The following is a 24,024-nucleotide window of genomic DNA, read 5'->3' on the forward strand; positions in this document are numbered from 1 at the left end:
AACTCATCCTCCTCAAAGGTTGAAATGAGAGGATTTGTAGAATTGGTTATTGACATTATTTGATTTCCTGAGAAAATGAAACTGAAGTAAATTGTTAACATTTTGTGAAAGAAGGATGCCTAACGATGTCGATGGTACAAACCGATTATATCGTTATCGGCAGTGGAATTGCAGGTCTTACTACTGCTCTGTCTCTTGGTCGTACCGGTCATGTGATGATTCTCACAAAGGCAAAGCAAGAAGAAAGTAATTCTTGGCGTGCCCAAGGTGGAATTGCCGCTGCTGTTGGAGAAGATGATTCTCCTATATTACATCAAGAAGACACGCTGCGAACAGGAGTGGGGCTATGTAATGTCGAGTCCGTTAACGTGTTAGTTCAGATGGGGCCGAACACCATCGATAAATTGTCTGAGTGGGGGACCCGTTTTGATCGCTCAGATGATGGTTGGTCGTTAGGTCGCGAAGGATCTCATAGTGTCTCACGGATTTTACATGTGACAGGAGACTCTACGGGAGCTGGGATTACCTCGTCCCTTTTAGAGAAAGTACATGAACAATCAAATATACAATTACACCCGCACACAGTGGTACAGGAACTAATCGTACGGGATGGAATCTGCCACGGCGTTGTGATGATGGATGCAGAAGGCAGCAGGCAAGTCCTCACGGCCCGTAAAGGGGTTATATTGGCTACAGGTGGTTGTGGACAGGTGTTTCGTTACACAACCAATGATCTCGTTACTACAGGTGATGGATTTGCGTTAGCCCATCGAGCGGGTGCGAAGTTAGTGGATATGGAATTTATCCAATTTCACCCGACAGCATTAGCAGTGGAACAAAACCCGATGTTTCTCATCTCCGAAGCGGTTCGAGGAGAGGGCGCATTTCTCGTGAATGATTTGGGTGAGCGGTTTATGAAGCAATATCATGACTGGGAAGACCTAGCCCCTCGTGATGTCGTATCTCGCTGTATTTATACCGAAATGCAACAAGGGCGCTCTGTATATCTCGATGCTACCTGTTTAGGCGATTCATTTTCGGAGCGATTCCCGAAAATCTTTTCTAACTGTATGAAGCACGGAATCGATCCACGGACCGATCTAATCCCTGTTACGCCAGCTACCCACTTTATTATGGGAGGCATCCAGACAGATCTAGATGGAAGAACCAATATCGAGAGACTATTTGCCTGTGGAGAAGTGGCTTGTACAGGTGTTCACGGTGCAAATCGTTTAGCTAGTAATTCTTTATTAGAAGGTGCTGTCTTCGCTCAACGAGTGGCGGATAGCGTCTCCGCCCTTCCGGATCTTCCTACGCAGGAAATCGATTTTCCAGAATATGTTCATTCTTACACAGATCCAGAGCAAGAAATGATCTGGAAAAACGAGATTCGTGAGATTATGTGGGACCATTGTGGAATTGTGCGAAATAGAGAACGTTTGGAAACTGGATTGGTACACATTAGGCAATTACGTGATAAAATAGATCGTGGCTTTTTTGAATGTAGAAATATGTTAATCACTGCACAAGTCATCTTAGAATCTGCGCTCGCTCGGGAAGAAAGTCGCGGGGGGCACTACAGGGAAGATTTCCCAGATACGAAGGATAAATGGGCAGAAAAACATCATGTAATCTAGGAGAATAAAAAATGAATTCCATTCAATTGCGTCAGTTTATTCGTGATGTATTGAACGAAGATGTAGGAGCAGGGGATCTGACGACTGAATCCATCGTACCAGTCCATCATAAAAGTGTCGCGGTTTTACTAGCGAAACAAGATGGCGTGATAGCAGGATTGCCAGTGGCGGAGATGGTTTTCCAAGAGTTAGATCCAAGCATTCGCTTCACGGCTATAGTGGAAGAAGGAGAGCGAGTCAGCAAAGGAACGGAAATCGCTCGCATAGAAGGCTTAACCCGTACAATTTTAACAGGTGAACGCGTTGCACTGAATCTTCTGCAACGGATGTCAGGGATCGCTACATTGACACGTCAATTGGTTGACTTAGTAGAAGGGCTTCCTTGCCATGTCTTAGATACTCGAAAGACGACCCCCGGCTTACGGCAACTTGAGAAGTATGCTGTGCGCATGGGTGGCGGGACGAATCACCGCTTTGGACTTAGCCATGGCGTGATGTTAAAAGATAATCATATTGCGATGGCTGGAAGCATCCAAAAGGCAGTAGAAGCCGTTCGCACTCGTGTCGGTCATATGGTACAAGTGGAAGTAGAAGCAGATACATTGGAACAAGTGAAAGAAATCCTTACCGTAGATGTAAACGCGATTTTACTTGATAACATGTCTGTACCTACTTTGCGAGAAGCGGTACGCATGATTGATCGGAAAGTGTGGGTGGAAGCTTCGGGAGGAATCACGCCTGAAACTATTCGCGGGATTGCGGAGACGGGTGTAGATGCGGTGTCCCTCGGATTCTTAACACACTCAGCTCAAGCACTCGATATTAGTTTAGACTTTGTGGAAGAATTGGAGGGAGACTCATGGCAGTAGGAATGATTCCAAATGTGGCAGACCATCTACCAGTAGAGTACCGTAGCTTATCGGATGAAGAATTGGATCGTCGGATTAAAGTAGCAAAGGCACAGCTCGGAAACGATCTCGTCATCCTTGGGCATCACTATCAACGCGATGATGTCATCAGGCACGCTGATTATCGCGGAGACTCCTTAAAGCTTGCCCGAATTGGGGCAGAGCAGAGAGATGCGAAGTATATCATTTTCTGCGGGGTTCACTTCATGGCGGAAACGGCGGATACCTTAGCGGCAGATGAACAGATCATCATTCTCCCTGACCTAAAAGCAGGTTGCTCGATGGCTGATATGGCTGATATCGAGGATGTAGAGGAAGCATGGGAAGTCATCACTGAGAAATTTGGCGATACCGTGATCCCAGTTACCTATGTCAATTCAACTGCGGCGATTAAAGCATTTGTGGGGAAACATGGGGGAACGACTTGTACCTCTTCTAATGCGCATCAAGTGCTCACATGGGCGTTTGAACAGAAAAAGCGCATTCTCTTCCTACCTGACCAACATTTAGGGCGTAATACAGCCTTTGAAATGGGAGTTCCACTCGAAGAGATGGTCATCTGGAGTCCGGGAAGCGGTGAGTTTGAACAACAAAAAGGCGACCTAGAAGATGTTCGCATGATCCTCTGGAAAGGTCACTGCTCTGTTCATCAAAAGTTTACTGTGGAACAGATCGATCGTCTGCGTGAACTAGACCCTGAGATTAACATCCTCGTTCATCCGGAGTGCTGTTTTGAAGTCGTTCAAGCATCGGATTATAACGGATCGACAGACTATATTATCAAAAAAGTAGCCGCAGCCGCTCCTGGAACGAAGTGGGCGATTGGGACAGAGGTCAACCTAGTTCAACGTCTCGCACAGGAGTATCCGGACCAACAAATCCAGCTACTCAGCACGACGATGTGTCCGTGTCTTACGATGAACCGGATTGACCGACCTCATCTACTCTGGACACTGGATAGCATTATCGAAGGAAATCCAGTGAATCAGATTGAAGTGGATGCAGACACGATTTATTGGTCAAAAGTGGCGTTAGATCGGATGTTAGCAGTATAAACAGTAAAAAACAGCGGTTGTAGCAGAAGGATGTGCCTTCGTTACACCGCTGTTTTATTATGCTTTCTTCAAATAGAAATAAAATAGCACGCCATCCTCTGTGTTGTATACACCATAGGATGAACCATGCAATTCCAATATTTTTTTGGATATAGCCAGACCCAATCCGGTGCCCCCTGTTGAACGCTTACGTGCGGCATCCACTCGATAAAATCGATCCCAAATTTTATCGATTTGTGACTGTGAAATATGAGTTCCTTTGTTTTCTACACACACTTTTACCTGCTTGTTCTCCTCTACGATTGAGACGATGATTCGTTCTTGCTCTGGGGTATATCGAATGGCATTGGTGATAAAGTTGGTAAGGACTTGTTCGATCCGATTCTGATTGGAGAGGACTTGAACATGATCCAGCTCTCGATCTAGTTGCAATTGCTTTTTTTCAATCTCCCATGATAGCTGATCACAAACTTGTTCCGCCAACTCATCGATATAAAAGGACTGCATCTCCATCTTGTAGGTACCCGATTCGTACTTTGCCAACTCGAGCATCTCCACGATCAGCATATCCATCTTATCCACTTCTTTTTCCATGGCATTGAAGTAATGATCACTCTTATGAGCAGCAACCCCATCTTTCAGAATCGAGACACAGCTTTTCATCACACTTAGAGGGGTTTTCAGCTCATGGGATACACTGGCGATAAACTCTTTCCGAGTCTCCTCTAACTGCTTTTCCTTTTCGATATCATCCTGTAATTTTTCAATATACGACTGCAATTTACGGGATAGCTCATTAATGTTTTGTGATAGATCCCCAATTTCGTCTTTCGAATGAACGGTAACCATTTCCGAAAAATCGAGGTTTGCGATCTTTTGTGTCGTTTTATTGATTTGAAGCAGAGGACGTGCAATTTGTTTCGAATAATAAAAGGAAAGGAGCATGGTGAGAAGGAGTACCAAGATAATGAGGTAAATATAATACCCTTCTAACATTTGAACCGCTTCGCTAACGGGTTGCAGTGAAGTCATAGCGATCATGTAATATATTTTCCCATCGGGGCCTTTAAATGGTTGGATTAAGACTTTATATCTAACACCCTCCCCGTCTACATTTTCCTCCACTAATTCAGTGGACTCTGTATACATACGGGGTGGCTTTTTCATAGCCATTAATCCTTGAAAAGATAATATTTTTTCAAAGAATAGTCGGTTTGAGTAAAAAAAACTAGATGACATAGTCGGAAACTCGATATGTTTGATAGTCCCTAATAACGTGGTCGGATTATCACCTAACTCCTGTCGTAGTTTCTTCTCAAACTGTTCGTTCCGCTTAGACCGTTGACCTTCATTTCCAATTACAACCCATGTGGGAATAAATGTGCCCTTGTTTTCGAATCCGCCTAAGCTAATGTCATTTCCAACTTTTACAGTCTCTTCATTCTTTATCTCGTCTATCGTAAAAAAATAATACAAGGGAAGTTTCAGGACTTGTGACTCTTTCTTGGTGTAGGGAAACCGTTGTTCGTTTACTTGAACTTCTAGAGCAAAGTCATCGGAATATAGCATCTTTCCTTGATCATCTAAGATGGTCATCCAATTTCCATCGCGATAAAATTCCTGTTTCAGTTCTTTAATGTTAGAAAAATTGGCGTCCTGATATTTCTTCTGTAAGGCAGTGATTCTTTCTTTTGTATTTGCTACTTTTTGGTTCTCATAATATTTTTTAAAGAACACCGTTTGCCCGATAAAAATTGTTGCGATAATCAGCATGCATAATCCAGTTGTAAATAAAAATAGCTTAAATACAATTCCATTTTTCATACGTTATCTTCTCCGATATCTAGTCTTCTCCTTAGGATAACCCTAGTATAGTGTATATTATTGATGCATTTTTTGTTTTCATATGGAGAAGTAGTTGTGATTTTAGCATGAATCGAAAGAAGGGATTCAGGTTATATTGTGGAATTATTCCATAGTGTTTGAAAATATTAACGTACATATGTGGAGGAATTTATATGAAAATGAAAGTTGCTTCGCTCGTTTCAACGGCTATACTGGCTTTTAGTGCTGTCGTATCCGCTAATGGAGGAGACCGACAAGAGGTTCATCTTCACGAGGATCAATATTTTGTGAAATCGGATACTGTTAACGTACAGGATCAGGGAACCATTGAGATCAATATGCATAATCAGTCAGGGTGGTCAACCCATCCGAGGGTAGTGAGATACAAAGTTCTACATACAGATGATCAAGGAGATACGAGTGCTGTTGCGGATGGATATGTTCGTCTGAATGAGTCTAAGTCTTTTCAAAAGAAGGTTGGGAAAGGTAAGTATTCTTTGCAGTTAGTTTGTGAGAGACAAGTTTACGGATGTAATGCTACTGGAACGATTGAGAAGAAATAATGGAATGGTGATAAATGGTGAAAAACTTGAGTTCCTGTGCGGGTCTCAAGTTTTTTGCTGTTTTTTCCGACTCTTTTTCTGCAACTTTGCGAACTGTTTTAAAAGGATGTGATTCATTATATTTGATAAGGGATTTATTTATAAATAGGGAGTGATTTAGATGAAAAAGAAACTTGCGCAATTGGCAATGGGATGTTGTACCGTAATGGCTATGGCAACGGGTGGACAAGCATTTGCTAGTGAGGATCCGGTTCCTTATGATCCGATTCTATATACGGGTAAAGATCATACTTGTACAAGAGCTGATATCCAGTTTAATGCTACGATCAAAAAAGAAGTAGCTGATAAAGGTGGAGTTGTATCTTTAATGGCTCCGTTCCTTTCTTCGAAGCCTCATGAAAGTATGCCAACGAAGCTATTTTATGGTACGCATTTGTTTGCAGGTGCTGTTAAGGGTGAGATGGTAAACGGATCAGATAAATGGTATGTGGTTCACAACTGGTGGGCAGATACGTATATGCATTCTTCTAACTTTGAAGATAAGATTGAGTGTAATGAGTAGGCTATTTGTATGATGTAAGAGCTATCGATGAGTAGAACGTTACTTATGGATAGCTCTTTGTTTTACCGGGACTCGGCTACTTCCTTTAGTGCTTTCATTTGCTTTTGAAATATTTTCTTCATAAATCCACTGAATAATGTCCCCATTACTCGGGCTAGGAAGGTATGAAAGGTTTGCGTACAAGTGTAGTGTAATCGAGTTCCGTTTGGGATCTCAGATAATTTATACGTAACATCTACGGAAAACATTTTGTTTCCTAAACGGATGGATAGCAGCTTTGGTTTTTCGTAGGCTAGGACTTCGCCATCATACTCCGCGATTCGTCCGCCTTCTTTTAGTTTTTGTTTAAATTTGGTTCCGACTGGGTTTTCTGGATCAAATGTGCCTAGGTATGTAATTTTGACTAGTTCTTTCATCCAAAGTTTGGTTTTTTCTTCTTCATCGATGAATTGAAAGACGTGTTCAATGGGGGCTTGGATCTCCATAGAGTGTGTGATCATTTTACGCCTCCTCCTTCGTTTAGTTAGTAATTTGCGATTGTGGTATCTTTTTATACTCGGGTGTATGAAGTAGCAGGATGAAGTGAAATGGGGTATGTGGATGATCGGGGGCTGGGAGAGTCTATTCGACCACAGCTCAATACCGATCCAGCAGGGAAGGTGGGACTGTCCGCTCCGCAATCCGTAGCTAAGTAGGATCGCTAACATCGCAATGGGCGAATAGACTCTCCCTTGCTTCTTTAATTAATCGGAATACGATATAAAATAAAATAAAGTCAGTTAAATAAACTGACTTCATCTCATGTTTAGCTATCAGGTGGATCGCCTAAGGTATTTTTTCTGAGGGTCATCTTCTACACCTCCTAACTCCGCAAGAATTAGAAGCCTTAACCCTCAGGAGGGTCACCAATATTGTTTTTTCTAGTATTCATCATCACTTCTACCCCCTAGTTTATACCATAATAATTTAGCCATCTGGTGGATCACCAACGTTGTTTTTTCTAGCATTCATGTCTTCTTCACCCCCTGCGCAGACCTCTTTTAACGATTTTCTTACATTGGAACGGAAGAAATTAAGTGCGTATTTCTCGAATTGTGGATCGCCATTGGCATCTAAACAATGCCCTAAGAGTAGATTCAATCGTTCTACTTGATCAGTGAAAGCATGGCGTTCAGCTAATGATAATGCTTCTTTTAAGAGGGAAATAGCCTGTTCAAAATTACCATGTTCCACGTAGCATTTTCCTAATGAAATTAATGCTTCAGTTTCCCAGTAGGCATCATCAATTTCTCGACTATAGCGGACTGCTTTTTTAAAAGCAGTCACAGCCAAGTGCATTTCATTACGTTTATCGTACAACATTCCTAATTGCGTGTAAATATAAGCGAGAAGGTATTTCCTTTGAATATGCTTTTCCAACATTAAGGCAGTTTCAAAGCAAATTTGAGCAAGATTGAGTTTATTGGATTCCATGTAGATGCTTCCTAAGGTGGTAAATAACTCGCAGGATCGTTCATACATCTTGTCCAGACGGGCAATTTCAATTCCCTTTAAAGCATATTGGATTGCTAGAGTCCGTTTGTTTACTTTGGTAAGGGTGGAAGCATGCAACTCATAGATATTTAGATTAATTAAGTTGCTTTCGCTCAACGGAAAGTGGAACTCTCTTTCTTCATCAAGAGTATTAGTAATCTCTTCTAGATTGAGTAGAGCGTCTTCCCAGCGTTTTAATTTTTGGTTGTAAATAACTTGAGCAATCAATATCAACTGTTTAAAATACCGACGTTCTCCTTCTGAATGAAAATATTGAAGGGCATCTTTCGAATATTTGATTGCTTGGTGTAGATTGTTCTGATGATGTTCAATACGACTTAATTCATAATAGCAGGCTGTTTTTAGGTTGCCTTCTAATTTCTCTGGATGTCTTTGATTTATTAATTGAATAGAGTCAAAAAGGTTCTTGTGCGCCTTTTTCCAATTGCGCTTTTTGGCATATGCTATTCCACGCAAGTAATGGATATCGACTTGCAAAGGATTTTCATTCGCAACTTTTAAATCAGTCAATTTTCTAAGACCTTCGTTCGGGTCAACCAGTAAAATAATATTCTCCACTGAGATTAACCGCAAACGAATTTCCTCTTCTTCTGTTGTATTGACTGTTTGGTTTTCAAGTGGTTGGAACGATGATTGCCGAAAGCGTGAGACATCTTCTAGTGTCAGGTCAAGTTGCTGTAAAATCAGGGATAGATGTCCCTCATTAATGGTCTGTTTCCCTTTTTCATAACTACATACGGTTGAAGCAGATAGCTTTCCTCGAATCGCCAAGTCGTTCTGGCGCTTTCTTTTTGCCTTTCTCGCTTTTGTTAGAAACTTCCCTAACTCAATACGATCCCATTGGTTGTTCATCGCGTAATCTCTCCTTTCAGAAAAAAATTTTTGTCGATTTATGCTTATCGCTACTCAAATTCGCTTTCGATTTGCGAATACCTTCTGTAATTGTCTATTAATTCGGTGACATATCTAACAGCTTTCTCTTGTAACCCCGAAAAAATCCCGTGGATTGGGTGGATTTTAGACATTTGACTATTTTATCTGAAAATTATAAATTAACTTTGAAAAGTGGATGTATTTGCTATCAACATAGGAGGTGCTTGGTTTGCTATCTATTCAAGTTGAAGGGCAGAAGGTAGAGCATGTAATCAGATACGCGAAAGATGACAACGAACAAAAGAAGGTTCAGATTTCGATATTTTACGAACCGGAGCCTGTGTACCACAAAGTCGTCTTACACACGACGGATGATGAGAAGTTGATGATCCCAATGAATCATATTACCTTTGTCCAGTCGAATGGTAAGTCGGTGATTAAAGGGAAGTCATATGATATTTTCACGTGAAAGGGGGCGCTATCTGTGAATCATTCTTCGAAAATCCCCATTCATCTCTTTACCATCTACGCGATTGTAAGACCGAATCGAGATATCCATTATGCGCAGATTGTGTGTGACGGTGTTGAAATCAATTTGCCTGATATGGTGTTGGAGATAAACAGCGATTTAGCTTGCAGTTGTGGTAATTTGATTAATCCAGATGTTTCGATCCATCAGTGTCCACAGTGTCGAAAGCGTTCGTTGCCTAGTATTCAAAATATGAAAGGAGGCGATTATCCTACTAGCTAGCCGAATCATCATTTTTCATTAAGGAGGATGTTCATGGAAGTAGGACAAGCAATGGAGAGAATAAACGAGGATTTCTATGTAAAACAAAATGGAAAAGTTATTCAACAGTCTACAGCTCGATTTGCTATACAGGGTGATTTAGAGCTACTAGATGTGGAGGAAGGAAACAAGGTCCTAGAATTAGGAACGGGTTCGGGTTATACTGCGGCTCTTTTGCTGGAATTGATAGGAGAGTCGGGGAAGCTTGTATCCCTTGATATAGAGCCAAGTTTAACGGAACGAGCGAGAGGAATGTTTGTTGGACGGAATGTTGAGTTTCATGTGCAAGATGGTAGATTAGGCTGGGCGGAGGGAGCCCCTTATGATCGGATTGTAGCTTGGGCAACACCAGATAAAATGCCCGAAGCATGGGTGGAGCAACTAGCTGAAGGTGGGATTCTAGTTTCCTCTTTTCTTATGTCGGATATGGCTGATTCGATGGTGACAACCCAGTTTCGAAAAGAACAAGGAGTGCTTGTAGGAGAGAATATTGAGCGTGGATCTTATATCTCGATGAGAGAAAATCCAGCTGACTATGATCTCTTAGGTCCTGCTATGGATGCTGATTTTGCCGAAAGGGGGATAGATCGAGAGATATTCTGGTTTAGTACAGATGACCCATCCCTCGATTCGAAAGAACAGTTCCTCTTGATGAAAAAAGCGGAGTATCAAGAACAAATTTTGGCGGAAACAGAGTATGAAGATTTTCGTGTCTACTTTCTGTGGAAGCGAGAAAAGGGTAGATTTACAGGCTCAACGGGCGAAAGATCTGGATTTGGAATGGTTTCTGATGGATTAGCTTATGTAGATCGGCATGGAAAAGCCTATTCTACGAGTCAACCAGCTCTGTTGCATCTTAAGAAGTTTGTAGAGAAGTGGCTAGCAGAAGGAAAAATTGGCTGGAAGGATATGAAGCCAGTTCTCCGAGGAACACGAGTTATTTTAGAGAGAAAGTAATGGAAAGTAAGAACCAACTACTTTGAACTGCTGACTGATCCTATCTCAGGTGTGTGAATATGGATTTATTTGCATACCTGATAAATAATATTTAAGAGATGGAGTGATTTTATGTCCATTCAGCGCTTAGATAATGTCTTTTATCCCCTCGGCGGAATGGGGTATTTAGTAAAAAATATTTCTGATCTTTTCCAAGAAAAAGTTAAAGGTAAGGGTTCCATCCGCCTTTGTTTTTCAGCTCAACCTAATAGCTATCCTCATTTAGGTACAGTGATGTCAATAATGGTTCTTTTTGCAATCGGCGAACATTTAAGGGAAAGGCTTAATATCCCTGTTTACATGCAATTTGATAAAGGTGAGCATTGTATTGGCGATAAGAAGATTGTCGATGGAGTTGTCTATTCAAAGAGTCTAGAAGATGTAGACATGGGTGGTATATCTAAAGCAGATTTTTACATGAAATCCTTTAATCAAATATTTACGAGGCTTTCAGAATGGAGTTCAATCCCCTATAAAGTGAAAAACTATAGGGAATTACAGGGAGAACCATTTGTTCGGGGAACACTCCTCAATATTTTGAGAAGAGGAAAATATATTATCCCTATCATTAGTCCTTCAGAGCGTAAGTTTCATTTACGCTTCCCATGCCCGATCTGTAAATACTCGGATAAACATGGGCATTACCAAGAAATAGAATTCCGCGATTTTAATTCAGTGCAATTAGTGAGTAATTGCTTTGAACACGGTAAGCATTCTATAGTTATTAGTGAGGAAAATGAAGATTTTTTTGATATTAATACAGCTTTGTATGATCTATTGTTAGGTGCTTATTTGATTGAAACAGATCGTGAGGAGAAAACGGTAAGTATTATGATAGATGGAGGGGATTATGCTGGAGTTTGGCCTATGCTCGTACACAGTGAAGCCCTGTTAGAGCTAGGCTTTCATTCAATCCCAAATCGTCTATTTGCTCCTTTAATATTAGATTGGTCAGGTGCAAAGTTTTCAAAATCACTTTATGTCAAACATGGTGCATACAGTTATCTTCCTAAAGGCTTACTTGATTTTTCACAATTTGAAAAGGATTACGGGAGCAAGGGGTTTGATCGATTGTGGATAGAAGCCAGAGAGTGGGCCAATGATCCTGTAAAGTTTTTCAGAAACTATTCAATGGACTATTTCAATCTCATTCTGAATCAAAAGGAGAATTATCTTGAAGACTAAAAAGCCTTTCATATTGTTAAGTTTAGACAAGCTGTACTTTGAAGAAATCAAGAGTGGTACTAAGAAATATGAGTTTAGAAAGAAATATCTTAATGTTCCTTCTACAGCATTTATTTACTGTCCATCTCCTGATCAAAAAATAAGAGGGGTGGTACAGTTCGATACTCCTATTATTGGTTCGCCCGAGGAGATCTCGTTAATCTCACAGGAATCAACCGGTGAAGGAGATCTCACTGCCGAGTACTTAAAAGGAAAGAAACAAGGCTATGCCATACCTGTTATGGGATGGGAAGAGATTACTCCTCTTTCCTTGCATGAATTAAGATTTCACTTTCCAAACTTTGTACCGCCCCAATCATACTATCGCTTGGATCATAAACCTGATTTGCTAGAGTTTCTTTTGAGTTCACGAATTGTAGAACACGAAGGGATTTGAGGTGTAGTGTATGGAGTTTGTGATTAGAAAGTCATTTCCGTATGAAGAAGACATGTTTATTAAGCTATTGTCTGGATTGTTGGATTTTAATAAGAAGCATAGTACATCTGATCCTGATTTTATTCAGATTTTGAATTTTAGAAAGCAAATGGCAAAAGATCTATTTGGAAATCAAGATGACAAGAATGTTATATTCTTTGCTCTTACAGAAGGCTTAGCAATTGGCTTTCTTCGTGCTCATATATATGTGCCTGACTACACAACTGATATCGTAGCGGAAAGGGCTGGTAATATTGATGAACTGTATATCGACGAGAAGTTCAGAGGGAAAAATGTTGGTCAAATGCTGTTAGATGAAGCTTGTACTTGGATGATGAACAGTGGGGCTATGGATGTAACCCTGCAAATGTATGGATGGAATACATTTGCAGCAACTTTTTATCGAAGACAAGGCTTTCAAACGTTGGATATAAGGCTGAAACGGAAGCTAACACTTACAGAGCGTGCATAAATCCATCGTACCAGAGGGTTGTGATATTCGGTCCATTGAGAGCATGTAGGGACATGGTTATTACGTTAAAGTAAAGGAGTGGGCAACAAATGAACTTGATCGATCAGGTGAGCAAATGCACAGGGTTGGAGTTAAAGGAGATTAATATTCTCCCTGCACGGAAGGGCTTCGCAGCCAAGGTAGAGAAGCAGGGAGTAATGATGCTACTAAAGGCTGTGGAGTTAAGCGAGGAAAGGGAGAGATCCTTACAGAAGGAGGCTCGTATTCTTCAGAGTCTTAGTAACTTTACTGGGGATCTATATGTAGCAAAGGGGAAAGTAGATGGCTATTTTTGGCTGCTTAGAAAGTGGCTAGATGGAAAGACTGCGACGAAGCAGACCATTTATATCAGAGAAAATCCAACCTTACTAGGCAATAAGCGGCAGTTTATAGCTGATATCTGTCAAATGCTTGAGAAAGTCGTGGAACTTTATGATTTAGGATATCTGCACGGTGATCTACAGCCAGGTCATTTCATTTTCGCACCAGATGGAGAGATGCACCTAATAGACTTAGAGCTGACAGTCGATTCAAGAGAACCGAATCCTATTTATCGCGGTGCTTTGGTGCATTATGTTCCTCCAGAAACAGCGGCAGGGATGCTAGCCGGTAGCCAGGAGATTCCGTTGGATGCTGTTTCTGAAATATACAGCTTCGGAGCAGTTGTTTTCTACTTGTATACACGTGTTGTACCAGTTGCATACAGTCATTCGATGGAAGACCCCAGCTATGACTTTGAATTCAATGATATGCTTCAAGCAGTCCGTAGCGGTAGAGTGAGATCTTTTGCGCAAGCAGGAGCAACTCCATTCGCAGAGTTGGAATATATACTCCAGAGATGCCTTGAAACTGACCGTGCTAAGAGATACCAGTCATTTAGTGAGCTTTTATGTATGCTGGAAGAAATAAATGTGATGATGGATGAAGCTTAAAAATCCGTTTATCCTGTAAGCTGTATTTCGAAGAAATCAAGCATGGTGTGAAGAAATATGAGTTTAGAAAGAAATATCTTAATGTTCCTTCTACAGCATTTATTTACTGTCCATCTCCTGATCAAAAAATAAGAGGGATTGTAAAAGCTGAATTGTGATTTTTGTTGGATTAACTTGCTTTCCAGTGGATGCAACATGGAAAAAGAGAACGAAAAACAGAAACACAACACGTGCTCCTGTTTTATATAAGAAATTAATGTCTTATCCGCAAAAAAAGGAGGCATGTATGTATGGATAAATCTCAAGATGTTTTAGAAAAAATTCTCTCGCGATTGGATAGCATGGATTCTCGTTTTGGTAATATGGAAGTAAACGTAACGGAGGGTCTAGACAAGATGGGCGCGCGATTGTACAAAATGGACACCCGTTTTGACAAGATGGATGCCCGCTTTGATAGCTTAGAGTCTAAGGTAGATGAAGTCAAACAGGAACTGAACTTTGTAAGAGAACCGGTAATCAAAAACAGCGAGGGTATTGCTGATTTAAACGTAAAAGTCGATGAGGTTAAAGAGGATATCGCATCTTTTCAAGAAAACATGGTTTTCTTAACGATCAGCAAGTGGAAATCAAGAAAGATGTATGGAAACTCAAGAGAAGAGCATGAAAAAGCGTACCTAATAACTCTCTAGAGGTGCTTAATTTCTTGGGAATCTCTACTGTCTGCTGATAGGCTCGAACCGACAAAAACAGAAAGACGACCTATCGCACAGGTCGCCGCTATCCCCACTAGGTTATAGCCAGTGAGCGATCCTGCCCGGATAGTGGAGGATTTTTTTGTAAAAAAACAGTAGACCCGCCCATAAGGTCTACTGTCAGATTGCTAGTCATCGCTGACTAACGGTAACTCTCAATTACTCACCAATTTTAAAATTAGGACCAAAATTCATTTCATGACCCTGCCAAGACTTAACGATTTTATCATTAGGTACTGTTTTAGGGAACTTAACATACTTAAATTTGCCTGTGCCTTTTACCGATACTTGTTTTCCATCAACTTTCCCTTTAAAGGTAACAACGTAATTGTAGTTAGCCCCTTGCTTTAAATGATTTCCCTCAGCCATAAATCCAGCACCGAAATAGTTAAAATCACTACCTTTAAAACCTCTCCGTTTGTCGACTGTTCTCGATGTCCCTTCCTCTATGACATCTAATGACCATTCTCCATCCATCGTTTTTGGATTTACGCCACCGATTTTCGCGTAAATGGAGAGCCAATCTTCCTTTTCGATGTATTTGGACCCAAAAACGGCACTTTCCATCTTCATCTCTTGCTTTTTCTCACTTTGAACACTTTGTTTGCCTTCTTTGGCTTGAGCGTCGTTATTGCTGATATTGGTGAAAATCCCTACGGATAGAGCGGCAACAGCGGCAACTCCTAGGATTGACAAACGGTATGCTTTTTTGTTAAATTTTTTAATCATGGTGATTCTCCTTTTAATGTGTGATTTTTTTCCCACAAGTCTCGCTGAGATGGAGAGCGAGAGGGAATGAGATTTCATTTCATTCTCGAGTAGTCGGATGATGGTGTGTCCGTAGCCTTCTTTTTGTTCTGATCCAACAAAAGTGAGAGCGAGTGCATCACAGGCGATTTCCTGATCTTCACGCATACGGTAATATGCGTACCAAAGAATCGGATTAAACCAGTGCAAGATGAGGAACACGTTCATCAGACTATTTACTCCTACGTCTCTACGTTTGATGTGAGATAATTCATGATAGAAGATATATCGTAATTCATCGTCATCCAGATCACGGATATGTGTATCGGATAGGATGATGCGAGGACGATAAAAACCGAAGACAGCTGGACCCGGAATTTGATTTGAGTGAACTAAGGGGATGTGTTGATTCATCATCGACATGTCCCTTTTGCATTGTTCAAAAACTTGAACGGCTCGTTCATCCGTGATAAGCGGTTGTTTTTTAAGGTTCGAGTTAATGCGTTTATGGATCAAAAAGAGTAAAGCACTCAGACAGACAACACCCGAAAGCCAAATAGATAAGAGAGGGATATCGCTCGGAACACTCGGGATATAGTTGGAAATGTTAAATGAATCTTGCTGTTGTCCCCCTACCACTGGAGACATAGCGTTCTTGGACAAAGGTACTGCTTTCTCGGATGATGAGACATCTGTTGTTGCGACTTCTTCACTCGAAACAGCACGATCGAACAAGGAAGAGACATCCTGAAACGAGGGAAGAAAGTTGTAAATGCTGTACGAACTCTCTGGTGCCCATGGGAGAAGCAATCGTACCATGACGATGGTCCATAACAGATACTGCCACCGTATTGTTAACTTGTCTCGTAATAGCCCCTTCATCAATAGAACGAGGACAACTAACACACTCGCCATGATCGATGCGTCTAATACCCAATTAAAAAAGTACTGGAGATAGGTGTACATAGTGTTCACAATCATTTTCCCTTCTTTCATTACTGCCGATGCTACTTGTCAGCCTTATCATCGAGAATCTGTTTTAGTTCGTTAATCTCTTCCGTGGATAGTTTTTCTTTTTGTAGAAAGTTCACTAGGAACGGTTTCAGTGCTCCACCAGAGACGCGTTTGAGGAACGAGGTTGTTTCTTCTTGGACACATTCAGCTTGCGAAACCAACGGATAGTACGCATAGGAACTGCCATTTTCCTGATGGTACGAAATCGCTTCTTTTTGAACCAAACGATTGATTAACGTTCGAATGGTTTTTGGTTTCCAGTCGGTATGTACCGCAAGGGTCTCGATCACTTCATTTGCTGTTAGTGGTGATTTTGTCCAAAGGACTTTCATAACTTCCCACTCGGATTGAGATATCTTCGGTAACTCTCCCATTTGTTTTTTCTCCTTTCTGAGATTACTGTTGTAATCCTTGTTTATGATATTACATTAGTAATCAAGTGTGGTCAACTAAAATATTAAAAACGACGATAAATTTTTTTCTGTAAGTGATAAACCTATTATATAGAGGAACGTATTTTTGTAAAGGAGAATAAGATACATAGAATCAGAATGGTGATGAGGAGAGGGTATTTGTATGGATCAGCGGAAAATAAGCCATCCAAAGGTAAGTATCTTAATCCCCACTTACAATCGTCCTCATTTTTTGAAGATGGCTTTAGATAGTGCATTAGCCCAAACGTATCCGAATATCGAAATCATTATCGGTGACGATAGTACGAATCACGAAACAAGGGATATGTTGCAACCTTACTTAAAGCAATATCCAAATATCAAGTATTTGAAAAGAAAAGCTCGTTTGCCTTACGATAATATGAGAGAATGCTTCCAATTAGCTTCTGGGGAGTTTATTAATTTCTTAATGGATGATGATCTTTTTCATCCGGAGAAAATATCAAAGATGATGGATTATTTCATCGAATATTCGAATGTTTCATTAGTTACTTCATACAGAGACTTAATCGATGAAAATGGAAATGTCATTCATATACCGGGTTTTCATAAGCATGTGGCTTCTGAGGATACAGTGTTTAATGGAAACGAATTAGGAACTATTTTCATGAGGAATGGAGTTAATTTTATCGGAGAACCTACCACGGCTCTATTTCGAAAAAAGGATCTTCCTGATGGTTGGGCGAACTATCAAGGGCTTCAGTATGTTGCACTTGTCGACATGGCTAGCTGGTTGTCCTTACTTGCTAAGGGGGATTTCGTATATCTCGTAGAGCCCTTAAGCAGTTTTAGAATCCACTCGGGTCAAGGAAATCATAATCATCAATGGCAGCAGGGGGCCTATTATGAATTTGGAGTTATGATTCATGATAGTCAATTTCTGAACCAGCATCCTTCTGAACGAGCTGCTCTAATCGATGATTATATCCGATTACATGGGGAATCGTTTGTGTACGGCATATCTGAATGTACCAATCCGTATATATCAGAAGACGTGCGGGTGAGGTATCTCAACATATTTAATGCGAATTCAAGATAAAAAGAAATCGCCCTTGTAAAGGGTGGCGGTTATCGAGCCACTTTACAATAGGCGATTTCTTTTTGCTTTATTTAATTAAAGAACCCTGTAGGGAAACCAGTAGGCTGTTGTTGCTGCTGTTGTTGTTGATTAAGACTTCCCAAGCGCTCTTTTGTTTTCTTCCAGTAAGAACCAGATCCATCGATATCGATCAGAGGGTCGGTTATGCCGAATTGATTTCGGAAATCATGTACGGCTTCTTGACAGAAGGGCAAGAAGTAATCGTCAATAATCACATATCCACCTAGAGAGACTTTGTCATAGAGGTTGCTTAGAGCATCCCAAGTAGAGGCATACATATCGCCATCTAGTCTAGCAATGGCAATTTTTTGGATCGGAGCGACTGGCAAGGTGTCTTTAAACCAACCTTTTAAGAAAGCTACTTGATTGTCTAGTAAGTCGTATTTTCTAAAATTCTCAATTACTTCTTCCAATGAAACTTTTAAGAAATTCATCGTATGGAAAGCAACGCTCAGTGAGTGTTGATCAGCAGGATAACTTGGATCAGCCATTGGTAATCCTTCAAATGAATCAGCGGCCCAAACGGTTCTGTCGGTAACATTATGAGCTTTTAAAAACCCCCTCATAAAGATACAGGATCCGCCTCTCCAAACTCCCGTTTCAATGAAATCACCTGGAATGCCTTCTTTGATGACGGATTCCATACAGTGATGTAAGTTATTCATACGCTCTCTGCCAATCATACTGTGCGCAATGGCGGGCCAATCTAACCCTTTTTGTCGTTTTTCTTTCGTAGGGTCAAATACGATATTATCTGGATTAGAAAAATTTTTTTCAATATCAAGCCAAATTTCAAATAGAATCGTCTTTTTTAATAGCTCTAGATATAATTCTGCATTCGAATCTGTATTCGACTGATCTTTATGCGTGTATATCATGTTACAAGCCCCTCTCTATCAAGTTACATAACACATAATATGAGAAAAGCTACGATTTATACCTTTAATGTAGGGATCGATCAAGACATAATGGAAAAGGACCATTTATATATATGAATAGGAAGGAAAGGCTAGAGATCTCCATTACAAAAGAGGGTGCAGGGGTATGGATCTGTCGAATGAAAGAAGTGTTCCAAAAGTAAGTATCTTAATACCGACCTACAATCGTCCGGAGTATTTGAAACTAGCTTTAGATAGTGTGTTGGCTCAAACGTATCCGAATATCGAAATCATTATCGGTGACGATAGTACGAATAACGAAACTGGTACGATGTTGCAACCCTATTTAAAGCAATATGATTACATAAAGTACTTTAGAAGAGCTGCGCGCGTACCTTACGATAATATGGCCCAATGCTTCCGATTTGCTTCTGGCGAGTTTATTAATTTTTTGATGGATGATGATATTTTTCATCCGGAGAAGATATCGAAAATGATGGACTACTTTTTAAAGCATCCGAATCTATCGCTGGTTACTTCTTATCGAGGGTTAATTGATGCAAATGGAAATACCTTGCCTATAGAAGGGTTTAGTAGACCTGTATTTTCTCAGGATACTCTCGTAAATGGAAAAGAATTTGGATCATTTTTTATGAAGCACCGGATTAATTTTGTTGGAGAGCCTACCACGGCCCTATTTCGGAAAAGTGCTCTGCCAGGGGGTTGGGCGAACTATCAAGGGATTCGGTACTTTGCCCTTGTCGACATCGCGAGTTGGCTGACGTTACTTAGTAATGGAGATATTGTATATATCGCGGAACCATTAAGTTTTTTCAGGAGACACGCTGAGCAGGGTAATAATCATGAAGCGTGGAAAGAAGGAACGTATTATGAGTGGGGTATTTTGATTCATGAGAACCCATTTATCGATCAAGCTGAACGCGATTCTCAAATCAGTGGGTATATTCAAGAGCATGGGGAACAACGGATATTCGGAATATCGCAATGTACGAATCCATATCTTTCAGAGGATGTGCGTGCAAAGTACTTGCAGATATTTGATCGGAATTTTATTCGATCCAAACAATTTCATTCCTGATATTAAAAAAAGAAAGGGCTGGTTTTGAACATCAGCCCTTTCTTTTTTATGGTTATGGTTATGTCTAATCCTGCTTTGCCACGGTCTTATGGACGTAGGCAGTAGCGCCAGAGGATGTTTTGATTCGATACCATTCATTGCTGATACCGGTTAGAGTCATTGAGGTTCCTTTGGATACTTTTTGGACGACTGAGGCGTTCAGAGAAGGAGCGGATCGGACGTTCACGACATTCTCTGTTGCTACAATCTTGCCGGAAGCATTGGTAAAGTCACTGGTCGGTTCTTGTTCTTCCAGTTTCGTTACAAAGGAGTTGTTGATGAAGCCAATTTTTCCTGTCTGAAGGCGAACTTGATACCAATCTTTTACGTATCCAGTGAACTCTAGGACGGTACCGTTGTTTACTTGTTCAATGGTAAATGATCCAGTAGAAGGACCTGTTCGAATATTGACATTCGTTCCTTTTACTTTTAATTGCCCTTTAGTGGGCTGAACGGCATAGGAAGAATCTCCAAGCCATTTATTTGTCGATTTTCCACTATGAATCCAAATGGGTGTTCCTTCTGGAATCAGTTTATAGAGTTCAAGTAGGTTTTCTTCTCCCATACGGACACAGCCGCTGGAAGCATTTGTACCAATCGACTCAGGATGGTTCGTTCCATGAACTCCGTAGACACGACCTGAGTCACCTTTGACTGAAAAACCCAACCAACGCTTGCCAAGTGGGTTCTCAGGTACACCACCCGGAATTCCTTTCCAGCCAGGAGCTACGATTTTGACTACCATTGTGAAAGTACCTTCTGGGGTGAGGTCTTTTGTTCTACCTGTTGCGACTGGGTATGTCTTTGTAACTTGTCCATCTTGATAAAGATAGAGCTTGTTGGTCTTTTTGTTAATCTCCACTTGATAACCGGGCGTTGCTGCTTGTGCCGAGGCGGGGATAAGACCTCCGAATAAAACAGTAAATGCTAGTGCGAATGCGAGTAGCCACTTTGTGTGCTTCAATTTTGTTACCTCCTACATAGATGAGAGCGATAAACCAGCTTAAGATATTCACTGTACAACATGGGAAATCCTTTGTAGCGTGAAAAATGTAACATTTACGTGACATTTTGAAATAATGGATAAATAGTACTAGTGTGGCAATTGGAGTTGGAGTTGGAGTGTGGATGGGGTGGCGGCTTGTTGATTAGGGTTTATGGGGTGATCGAGGTCCGGAGAATCTGTTCGATACCTCCTCAGATACCGATCCAGCAAGGAAGTAGAGGCTGTCCGCTCCGCGATCCGTAGCTAGGGCAGGTGCAAAACTCGCAAAGTACGCTCAAACATGTTGCACCAAAAACGCCCTACACTACGGATCTCTACGCTAAGTAGGATCGCTAACATCGCTAGTATCCAACAGACTCTCCTTTCCCTCTGAAACGAATGTAAAGGTTAATCAAAATTCTTGTGTATTTGGGTATTGGAGAAAGCTTGCGGCATAACCATAACCACCAAATGAAACGAGAATAGGGGCAATGTGGGCAATGTGTCTGACCATAGCGATTGAGTAGAACCTGCTTAGCGTAGTCATACGCAGCAAGGGCGTTTTGTGGCAATGTCTGAGCGTACTTTGCGAGTTTTGCCACTTGCCCGAAGCGAAGGATGACGGAGCGGACTTGCTTTTCCACATCCTTGCGGGCTCACTATTTGAGCTGTGGTCAGATACATGCCCCGGAATAGCTTCAATTCCAACAACCCTGTATCTGAACAGTATTTTATTTCAATCCCTAATCAAGCAAACAAACAAACAAACACTCACTTACTTAGCCACCGTTTTATGCAAATAAGCCGTTTTCCCATTCGACAACTTTACTTGATGCCAATCCCCATTCATACCTGTCTTCACAAACGAAGTACCCTGCTTTGCTCTCCCTACTACCGCACCTGACATCGATGGTGTCGATCGAATATTGGCTACATCCACAAATACCGTTACTTTTCCGCTAGTAGGAGGCGTGGGTATGGAGACCGTGCTATAATTCTTATGAATAAACACCTTACGACCGTTCGATAACTGAACTTGATACCAATCACTTGATTTTCCAACGAGGGTTAGGCTCATCTTAGCTTTTAGTTTCGTAACAATAAACGATCCTGTAGACGGACCTGTACGAGCGTTTACTGTTGTGGTTGTTTTTAGTGTTCCGGAAGCTGGTTTTAACCCAACAGATGCGTCACCACGCCAGGTTTTATTGCTTTTCCCACTGTGAATCCAAATCGGTGTTCCTTCATAGATACGACTATATAAATCGATGACGTCACTATTCTTCATACGGACACAGCCACTTGATGCGTGAGAGCCAATCGATTTTGGATTATTCGTTCCGTGGATGCCGTAAATTCGACCATTGTCCCCGTTTACGCTGATTCCGTTCCAGCGTTCACCTAGAGGATTATTCGGGTCCCCACCGGGAATTCCTTTCCAACCAGGCTTTACAATCTTAACGGCTAGAGGAAATGTTCCTTCTGGGGTAAGTGCTTTGGTTTTCCCTGTAGCGACTCGATATGTTTTCACTACGGTCTTCCCGTTGTACAAATAGAGATAGTTTGTTTTTTTGTTAATCTCAATTTTGTAATCTGGAGCTGATGCGGCTTGGGCTTCGGTGGGCTGGTATAGCCCGATCACAAGGGTGAAAATGAGGGCAAGTGTTACCCAAGAATACCAATGACGTTTTTTCATTCGGTTCCTCTCCTTCTCTGTACTCTGATTCCATGATACTCGATTATTTAGAATAAATAAATAATTATAATTGAAAAATAAGGTGAAGTTGTGAATAATAACTTGTCTGGGCATATATGTTTCATTACAATAAAGCGATATAGTCTTGAAATAATCAATCCATGGATAGGGTGTTTATATGATATATGATCTCGTATTGTTTGATGTGGACGGCGTTTTCTTAAGTGAAGAGCGTTGTTTTGATACTTCTGCCTTAGCAGTATGGGAGTTACTTTACGGGCCTCATTTTTTGGGGATGAGCGGGGAATGTTTTACTGTAAATCCAACCGAAGAAGAGATTCGTCGAATTCGGAGAGACGTTTTTTGTGGTGATCAAGTGTTAACGTGGATGAAGGATCGTGGGATTAATGCGAACTGGGATATGGTATATCTCGTTTTTACCGTGCAGGTATGTTTACTTCTTAGAGAGGTTCAAGAAGTGGAGGAAGCGAAGGTTACTTCGTGGTTACGTGAGGGGATCGATGAAAATGCTTTACAAGAAGTAGGAAGCTTAATTAAACAGCATCAGCTATCGTTTCAGCCTGATTTTAAAAACTTCCTCCATTTTTTTGAAGAAAAAGAGACTGCATTAAACCGACAAGAGTTGTTGTGTTACTTCAATCAATATTCAAAGCAGGGCTTCGATGTTGATACGGAGCAATTCTCCCGCAATAGTGATTTATGGCGAATCGGACATTCTGTGTTCCAAGAGTGGTACTTGGGCGAGGAGTTATATACACAAGTGCCGAGGGTGAGAGGGAAGAAAGGGTATGTGTATCAAGAGATTGCGTTAGCAGAACCTGCAAGCATTGGGAATGCGTTAGAAAAGTTGAAGGGACAAGGGATTAGGCTCGGAATCGGAACAGGTCGCCCGACGATTGAGACGGAGATTCCGTTAAAAGAGCTTGGCCTTTATGATTATTTTGAAGAGGATCGTATTGTGAGTGCAACGGATGTGGTGGAGGCTGAGCAAGCGTATCCACATTATGCTCCGCTAGGGAAGCCAGGACCTTATACGTATATCAAAGGATATTTAACGAAGCAATCGACAGTAGAAGAGTGCATACAGTTACCTCTTCCGCTCTCTCCTGATCAAGGGAAGCGAATTTTAATCGTAGGGGACTCGATTGCCGATTATTTAGCGGCCCGAAAAATGGGATGTGACTTTGCCGCTACGTTAACGGGACTTACTGGACAAGCTGCACGAAGTAAGTTTGAGGAGCTCCAGGCAGATTACATTTTGAATGATGTGACGGAAATTCTGGATATATTCGACATTGACTAACGGAAATCATTTTAAGCATAATAGATATGGGCAGCTTGTCGATTTTTTCAACT

The 24,024-nt window shown here is 41.1% G+C and carries 23 protein-coding genes and 1 pseudogene; 16 read left to right on the forward strand and 8 right to left on the reverse strand.

Going from position 1 to position 24,024, the window contains the following annotated elements; translation table 11 throughout:
* The first annotated feature begins 125 nt into the window (after nucleotides 1–125).
* Genes J2Z48_RS08915 through nadA form a run of 3 tightly spaced genes read left to right on the forward strand, consistent with a single transcriptional unit; the run spans nucleotide 126 to nucleotide 3,600 of the window.
* Nucleotides 126–1,637, forward strand: a complete 1,512-nt coding sequence (locus J2Z48_RS08915; protein ID WP_307252775.1) for an L-aspartate oxidase — start codon at nucleotides 126–128, stop codon at nucleotides 1,635–1,637.
* An 11-nt stretch (nucleotides 1,638–1,648) separates the two neighbouring features.
* On the forward strand, nucleotides 1,649–2,506 hold the full coding sequence (nadC, locus tag J2Z48_RS08920) for a carboxylating nicotinate-nucleotide diphosphorylase (RefSeq protein WP_307252777.1): 858 nt from the start codon (nucleotides 1,649–1,651) through the stop codon (nucleotides 2,504–2,506).
* Nucleotides 2,497–3,600 carry a quinolinate synthase NadA gene (gene nadA / locus J2Z48_RS08925; protein WP_307252778.1) on the forward strand — a complete coding sequence of 368 codons (1,104 nt, stop codon included), beginning with the start codon at nucleotides 2,497–2,499 and terminating at the stop codon, nucleotides 3,598–3,600. Before nadC ends, nadA begins: the two co-directional genes overlap by 10 nt.
* 57 nt (nucleotides 3,601–3,657) lie before the next feature.
* Here nadA and J2Z48_RS08930 read toward each other — a convergent pair whose 3' ends face one another.
* The gene (locus J2Z48_RS08930; protein WP_307252779.1) at nucleotides 3,658–5,424 is read right to left on the reverse strand and encodes a HAMP domain-containing sensor histidine kinase; all 1,767 of its coding nucleotides are present in this window, start codon (nucleotides 5,422–5,424) and stop codon (nucleotides 3,658–3,660) included.
* Between the two features lie 194 nt (nucleotides 5,425–5,618).
* Between J2Z48_RS08930 and J2Z48_RS08935 the strand changes: the two genes are divergently transcribed.
* Both J2Z48_RS08935 and J2Z48_RS08940 read left to right on the forward strand, forming a co-directional pair.
* The gene (locus J2Z48_RS08935) at nucleotides 5,619–6,008 is read left to right on the forward strand and encodes a hypothetical protein (RefSeq protein WP_307252780.1); all 390 of its coding nucleotides are present in this window, start codon (nucleotides 5,619–5,621) and stop codon (nucleotides 6,006–6,008) included.
* Nucleotides 6,009–6,168: 160 nt separating this feature from the next.
* Nucleotides 6,169–6,570: a hypothetical protein gene (locus tag J2Z48_RS08940; RefSeq protein ID WP_307252781.1), complete on the forward strand. Its 402-nt coding sequence runs from the start codon at nucleotides 6,169–6,171 to the stop codon at nucleotides 6,568–6,570.
* Nucleotides 6,571–6,632: 62 nt separating this feature from the next.
* Here J2Z48_RS08940 and J2Z48_RS08945 read toward each other — a convergent pair whose 3' ends face one another.
* Both J2Z48_RS08945 and J2Z48_RS08950 read right to left on the reverse strand, forming a co-directional pair.
* A complete protein-coding gene (locus J2Z48_RS08945; RefSeq protein WP_307252782.1) occupies nucleotides 6,633–7,070 on the reverse strand; it encodes an SRPBCC family protein in 438 nt (145 codons plus the stop codon).
* Nucleotides 7,071–7,536: 466 nt separating this feature from the next.
* Nucleotides 7,537–8,976, reverse strand: coding sequence for a helix-turn-helix domain-containing protein (locus tag J2Z48_RS08950; protein ID WP_307252783.1), 1,440 nt, complete (start codon nucleotides 8,974–8,976; stop codon nucleotides 7,537–7,539).
* Nucleotides 8,977–9,226: 250 nt separating this feature from the next.
* Here J2Z48_RS08950 and J2Z48_RS08955 point away from each other — a divergent pair, with 250 nt between their 5' ends.
* The 8 genes from J2Z48_RS08955 (at nucleotide 9,227) to J2Z48_RS08990 (ending at nucleotide 14,575) form a co-directional block, all read left to right on the forward strand.
* Nucleotides 9,227–9,466, forward strand: coding sequence for a hypothetical protein (locus J2Z48_RS08955; RefSeq protein ID WP_307252784.1), 240 nt, complete (start codon nucleotides 9,227–9,229; stop codon nucleotides 9,464–9,466).
* Between the two features lie 15 nt (nucleotides 9,467–9,481).
* On the forward strand, nucleotides 9,482–9,748 hold the full coding sequence (locus J2Z48_RS08960) for a hypothetical protein (protein ID WP_307252785.1): 267 nt from the start codon (nucleotides 9,482–9,484) through the stop codon (nucleotides 9,746–9,748).
* A 33-nt stretch (nucleotides 9,749–9,781) separates the two neighbouring features.
* On the forward strand, nucleotides 9,782–10,744 hold the full coding sequence (locus tag J2Z48_RS08965; RefSeq protein ID WP_307252786.1) for a protein-L-isoaspartate O-methyltransferase family protein: 963 nt from the start codon (nucleotides 9,782–9,784) through the stop codon (nucleotides 10,742–10,744).
* Nucleotides 10,745–10,855: 111 nt separating this feature from the next.
* The gene (locus tag J2Z48_RS08970) at nucleotides 10,856–11,968 is read left to right on the forward strand and encodes a hypothetical protein (protein WP_307252787.1); all 1,113 of its coding nucleotides are present in this window, start codon (nucleotides 10,856–10,858) and stop codon (nucleotides 11,966–11,968) included.
* On the forward strand, nucleotides 11,958–12,404 hold the full coding sequence (locus tag J2Z48_RS08975) for a hypothetical protein (RefSeq protein WP_307252788.1): 447 nt from the start codon (nucleotides 11,958–11,960) through the stop codon (nucleotides 12,402–12,404). The genes J2Z48_RS08970 and J2Z48_RS08975 overlap by 11 nt, the downstream gene beginning before the upstream one ends.
* A gap of 10 nt (nucleotides 12,405–12,414) precedes the next feature.
* Nucleotides 12,415–12,915, forward strand: a complete 501-nt coding sequence (locus J2Z48_RS08980) for a GNAT family N-acetyltransferase (protein ID WP_307252789.1) — start codon at nucleotides 12,415–12,417, stop codon at nucleotides 12,913–12,915.
* A gap of 89 nt (nucleotides 12,916–13,004) precedes the next feature.
* On the forward strand, nucleotides 13,005–13,886 hold the full coding sequence (locus J2Z48_RS08985) for a serine/threonine-protein kinase (RefSeq protein WP_307252790.1): 882 nt from the start codon (nucleotides 13,005–13,007) through the stop codon (nucleotides 13,884–13,886).
* A 290-nt stretch (nucleotides 13,887–14,176) separates the two neighbouring features.
* Complete coding sequence (locus J2Z48_RS08990; RefSeq protein ID WP_307252791.1) at nucleotides 14,177–14,575, forward strand: hypothetical protein; 399 nt, start codon at nucleotides 14,177–14,179, stop codon at nucleotides 14,573–14,575.
* A 222-nt stretch (nucleotides 14,576–14,797) separates the two neighbouring features.
* Here J2Z48_RS08990 and J2Z48_RS08995 read toward each other — a convergent pair whose 3' ends face one another.
* Together J2Z48_RS08995 and J2Z48_RS09000 are read right to left on the reverse strand one after the other, a co-directional pair.
* Entirely contained in the window at nucleotides 14,798–16,366 is a 1,569-nt protein-coding gene (locus tag J2Z48_RS08995) for a M56 family metallopeptidase (RefSeq protein ID WP_307252792.1), read from the reverse strand.
* A 26-nt stretch (nucleotides 16,367–16,392) separates the two neighbouring features.
* The gene (locus J2Z48_RS09000; protein WP_307252793.1) at nucleotides 16,393–16,773 is read right to left on the reverse strand and encodes a BlaI/MecI/CopY family transcriptional regulator; all 381 of its coding nucleotides are present in this window, start codon (nucleotides 16,771–16,773) and stop codon (nucleotides 16,393–16,395) included.
* A 202-nt stretch (nucleotides 16,774–16,975) separates the two neighbouring features.
* On the opposite strand from J2Z48_RS09000, the gene J2Z48_RS09005 reads away from it, so the two are divergent.
* Nucleotides 16,976–17,890, forward strand: coding sequence for a glycosyltransferase family 2 protein (locus tag J2Z48_RS09005; RefSeq protein WP_307252794.1), 915 nt, complete (start codon nucleotides 16,976–16,978; stop codon nucleotides 17,888–17,890).
* A 155-nt stretch (nucleotides 17,891–18,045) separates the two neighbouring features.
* On the opposite strand, the pseudogene J2Z48_RS09010 reads toward J2Z48_RS09005, so the two are convergent.
* Nucleotides 18,046–18,828, reverse strand: a pseudogene (locus J2Z48_RS09010) (TylF/MycF family methyltransferase); the annotation flags it as partial.
* A gap of 166 nt (nucleotides 18,829–18,994) precedes the next feature.
* Between J2Z48_RS09010 and J2Z48_RS09015 the strand changes: the two are divergent.
* The gene (locus J2Z48_RS09015) at nucleotides 18,995–19,927 is read left to right on the forward strand and encodes a glycosyltransferase family 2 protein (RefSeq protein WP_307252796.1); all 933 of its coding nucleotides are present in this window, start codon (nucleotides 18,995–18,997) and stop codon (nucleotides 19,925–19,927) included.
* 64 nt (nucleotides 19,928–19,991) lie between these two features.
* On the opposite strand, the gene J2Z48_RS09020 is transcribed toward J2Z48_RS09015, so the two are convergent.
* Entirely contained in the window at nucleotides 19,992–20,930 is a 939-nt protein-coding gene (locus tag J2Z48_RS09020) for a L,D-transpeptidase family protein (protein WP_307252798.1), read from the reverse strand.
* A gap of 796 nt (nucleotides 20,931–21,726) precedes the next feature.
* Entirely contained in the window at nucleotides 21,727–22,647 is a 921-nt protein-coding gene (locus J2Z48_RS09025) for a L,D-transpeptidase family protein (RefSeq protein ID WP_307252800.1), read from the reverse strand.
* Nucleotides 22,648–22,825: 178 nt separating this feature from the next.
* Between J2Z48_RS09025 and J2Z48_RS09030 the strand changes: the two genes are divergently transcribed.
* Nucleotides 22,826–23,971 carry an HAD family hydrolase gene (locus tag J2Z48_RS09030; protein WP_307252801.1) on the forward strand — a complete coding sequence of 382 codons (1,146 nt, stop codon included), beginning with the start codon at nucleotides 22,826–22,828 and terminating at the stop codon, nucleotides 23,969–23,971.
* Nucleotides 23,972–24,024 lie beyond the last annotated feature (53 nt).

The sequence above is a fragment of the Croceifilum oryzae genome (assembly GCF_030814315.1).
GTDB lineage: Bacteria > Bacillota > Bacilli > Thermoactinomycetales > Thermoactinomycetaceae > Baia > Baia oryzae.

What these genes read in the sequence shown, in the direction of transcription:
- J2Z48_RS08915 (WP_307252775.1), top strand. Translation starts at nt 126, where the DNA reads ATGTCGATGGTACAAACCGATTATATCGTTATCGGCAGTGGAATTGCA.
- nadC (WP_307252777.1), top strand. Translation starts at nt 1,649, where the DNA reads ATGAATTCCATTCAATTGCGTCAGTTTATTCGTGATGTATTGAACGAA.
- nadA (WP_307252778.1), top strand. Translation starts at nt 2,497, where the DNA reads ATGGCAGTAGGAATGATTCCAAATGTGGCAGACCATCTACCAGTAGAG.
- J2Z48_RS08930 (WP_307252779.1), bottom strand. Translation starts at nt 5,424, where the DNA reads ATGAAAAATGGAATTGTATTTAAGCTATTTTTATTTACAACTGGATTA.
- J2Z48_RS08935 (WP_307252780.1), top strand. Translation starts at nt 5,619, where the DNA reads ATGAAAATGAAAGTTGCTTCGCTCGTTTCAACGGCTATACTGGCTTTT.
- J2Z48_RS08940 (WP_307252781.1), top strand. Translation starts at nt 6,169, where the DNA reads ATGAAAAAGAAACTTGCGCAATTGGCAATGGGATGTTGTACCGTAATG.
- J2Z48_RS08945 (WP_307252782.1), bottom strand. Translation starts at nt 7,070, where the DNA reads ATGATCACACACTCTATGGAGATCCAAGCCCCCATTGAACACGTCTTT.
- J2Z48_RS08950 (WP_307252783.1), bottom strand. Translation starts at nt 8,976, where the DNA reads ATGAACAACCAATGGGATCGTATTGAGTTAGGGAAGTTTCTAACAAAA.
- J2Z48_RS08965 (WP_307252786.1), top strand. Translation starts at nt 9,782, where the DNA reads ATGGAAGTAGGACAAGCAATGGAGAGAATAAACGAGGATTTCTATGTA.
- J2Z48_RS08970 (WP_307252787.1), top strand. Translation starts at nt 10,856, where the DNA reads ATGTCCATTCAGCGCTTAGATAATGTCTTTTATCCCCTCGGCGGAATG.
- J2Z48_RS08980 (WP_307252789.1), top strand. Translation starts at nt 12,415, where the DNA reads ATGGAGTTTGTGATTAGAAAGTCATTTCCGTATGAAGAAGACATGTTT.
- J2Z48_RS08985 (WP_307252790.1), top strand. Translation starts at nt 13,005, where the DNA reads ATGAACTTGATCGATCAGGTGAGCAAATGCACAGGGTTGGAGTTAAAG.
- J2Z48_RS08990 (WP_307252791.1), top strand. Translation starts at nt 14,177, where the DNA reads ATGGATAAATCTCAAGATGTTTTAGAAAAAATTCTCTCGCGATTGGAT.
- J2Z48_RS08995 (WP_307252792.1), bottom strand. Translation starts at nt 16,366, where the DNA reads ATGATTGTGAACACTATGTACACCTATCTCCAGTACTTTTTTAATTGG.
- J2Z48_RS09000 (WP_307252793.1), bottom strand. Translation starts at nt 16,773, where the DNA reads ATGGGAGAGTTACCGAAGATATCTCAATCCGAGTGGGAAGTTATGAAA.
- J2Z48_RS09005 (WP_307252794.1), top strand. Translation starts at nt 16,976, where the DNA reads ATGGATCAGCGGAAAATAAGCCATCCAAAGGTAAGTATCTTAATCCCC.
- J2Z48_RS09015 (WP_307252796.1), top strand. Translation starts at nt 18,995, where the DNA reads ATGGATCTGTCGAATGAAAGAAGTGTTCCAAAAGTAAGTATCTTAATA.
- J2Z48_RS09025 (WP_307252800.1), bottom strand. Translation starts at nt 22,647, where the DNA reads ATGAAAAAACGTCATTGGTATTCTTGGGTAACACTTGCCCTCATTTTC.
- J2Z48_RS09030 (WP_307252801.1), top strand. Translation starts at nt 22,826, where the DNA reads ATGATATATGATCTCGTATTGTTTGATGTGGACGGCGTTTTCTTAAGT.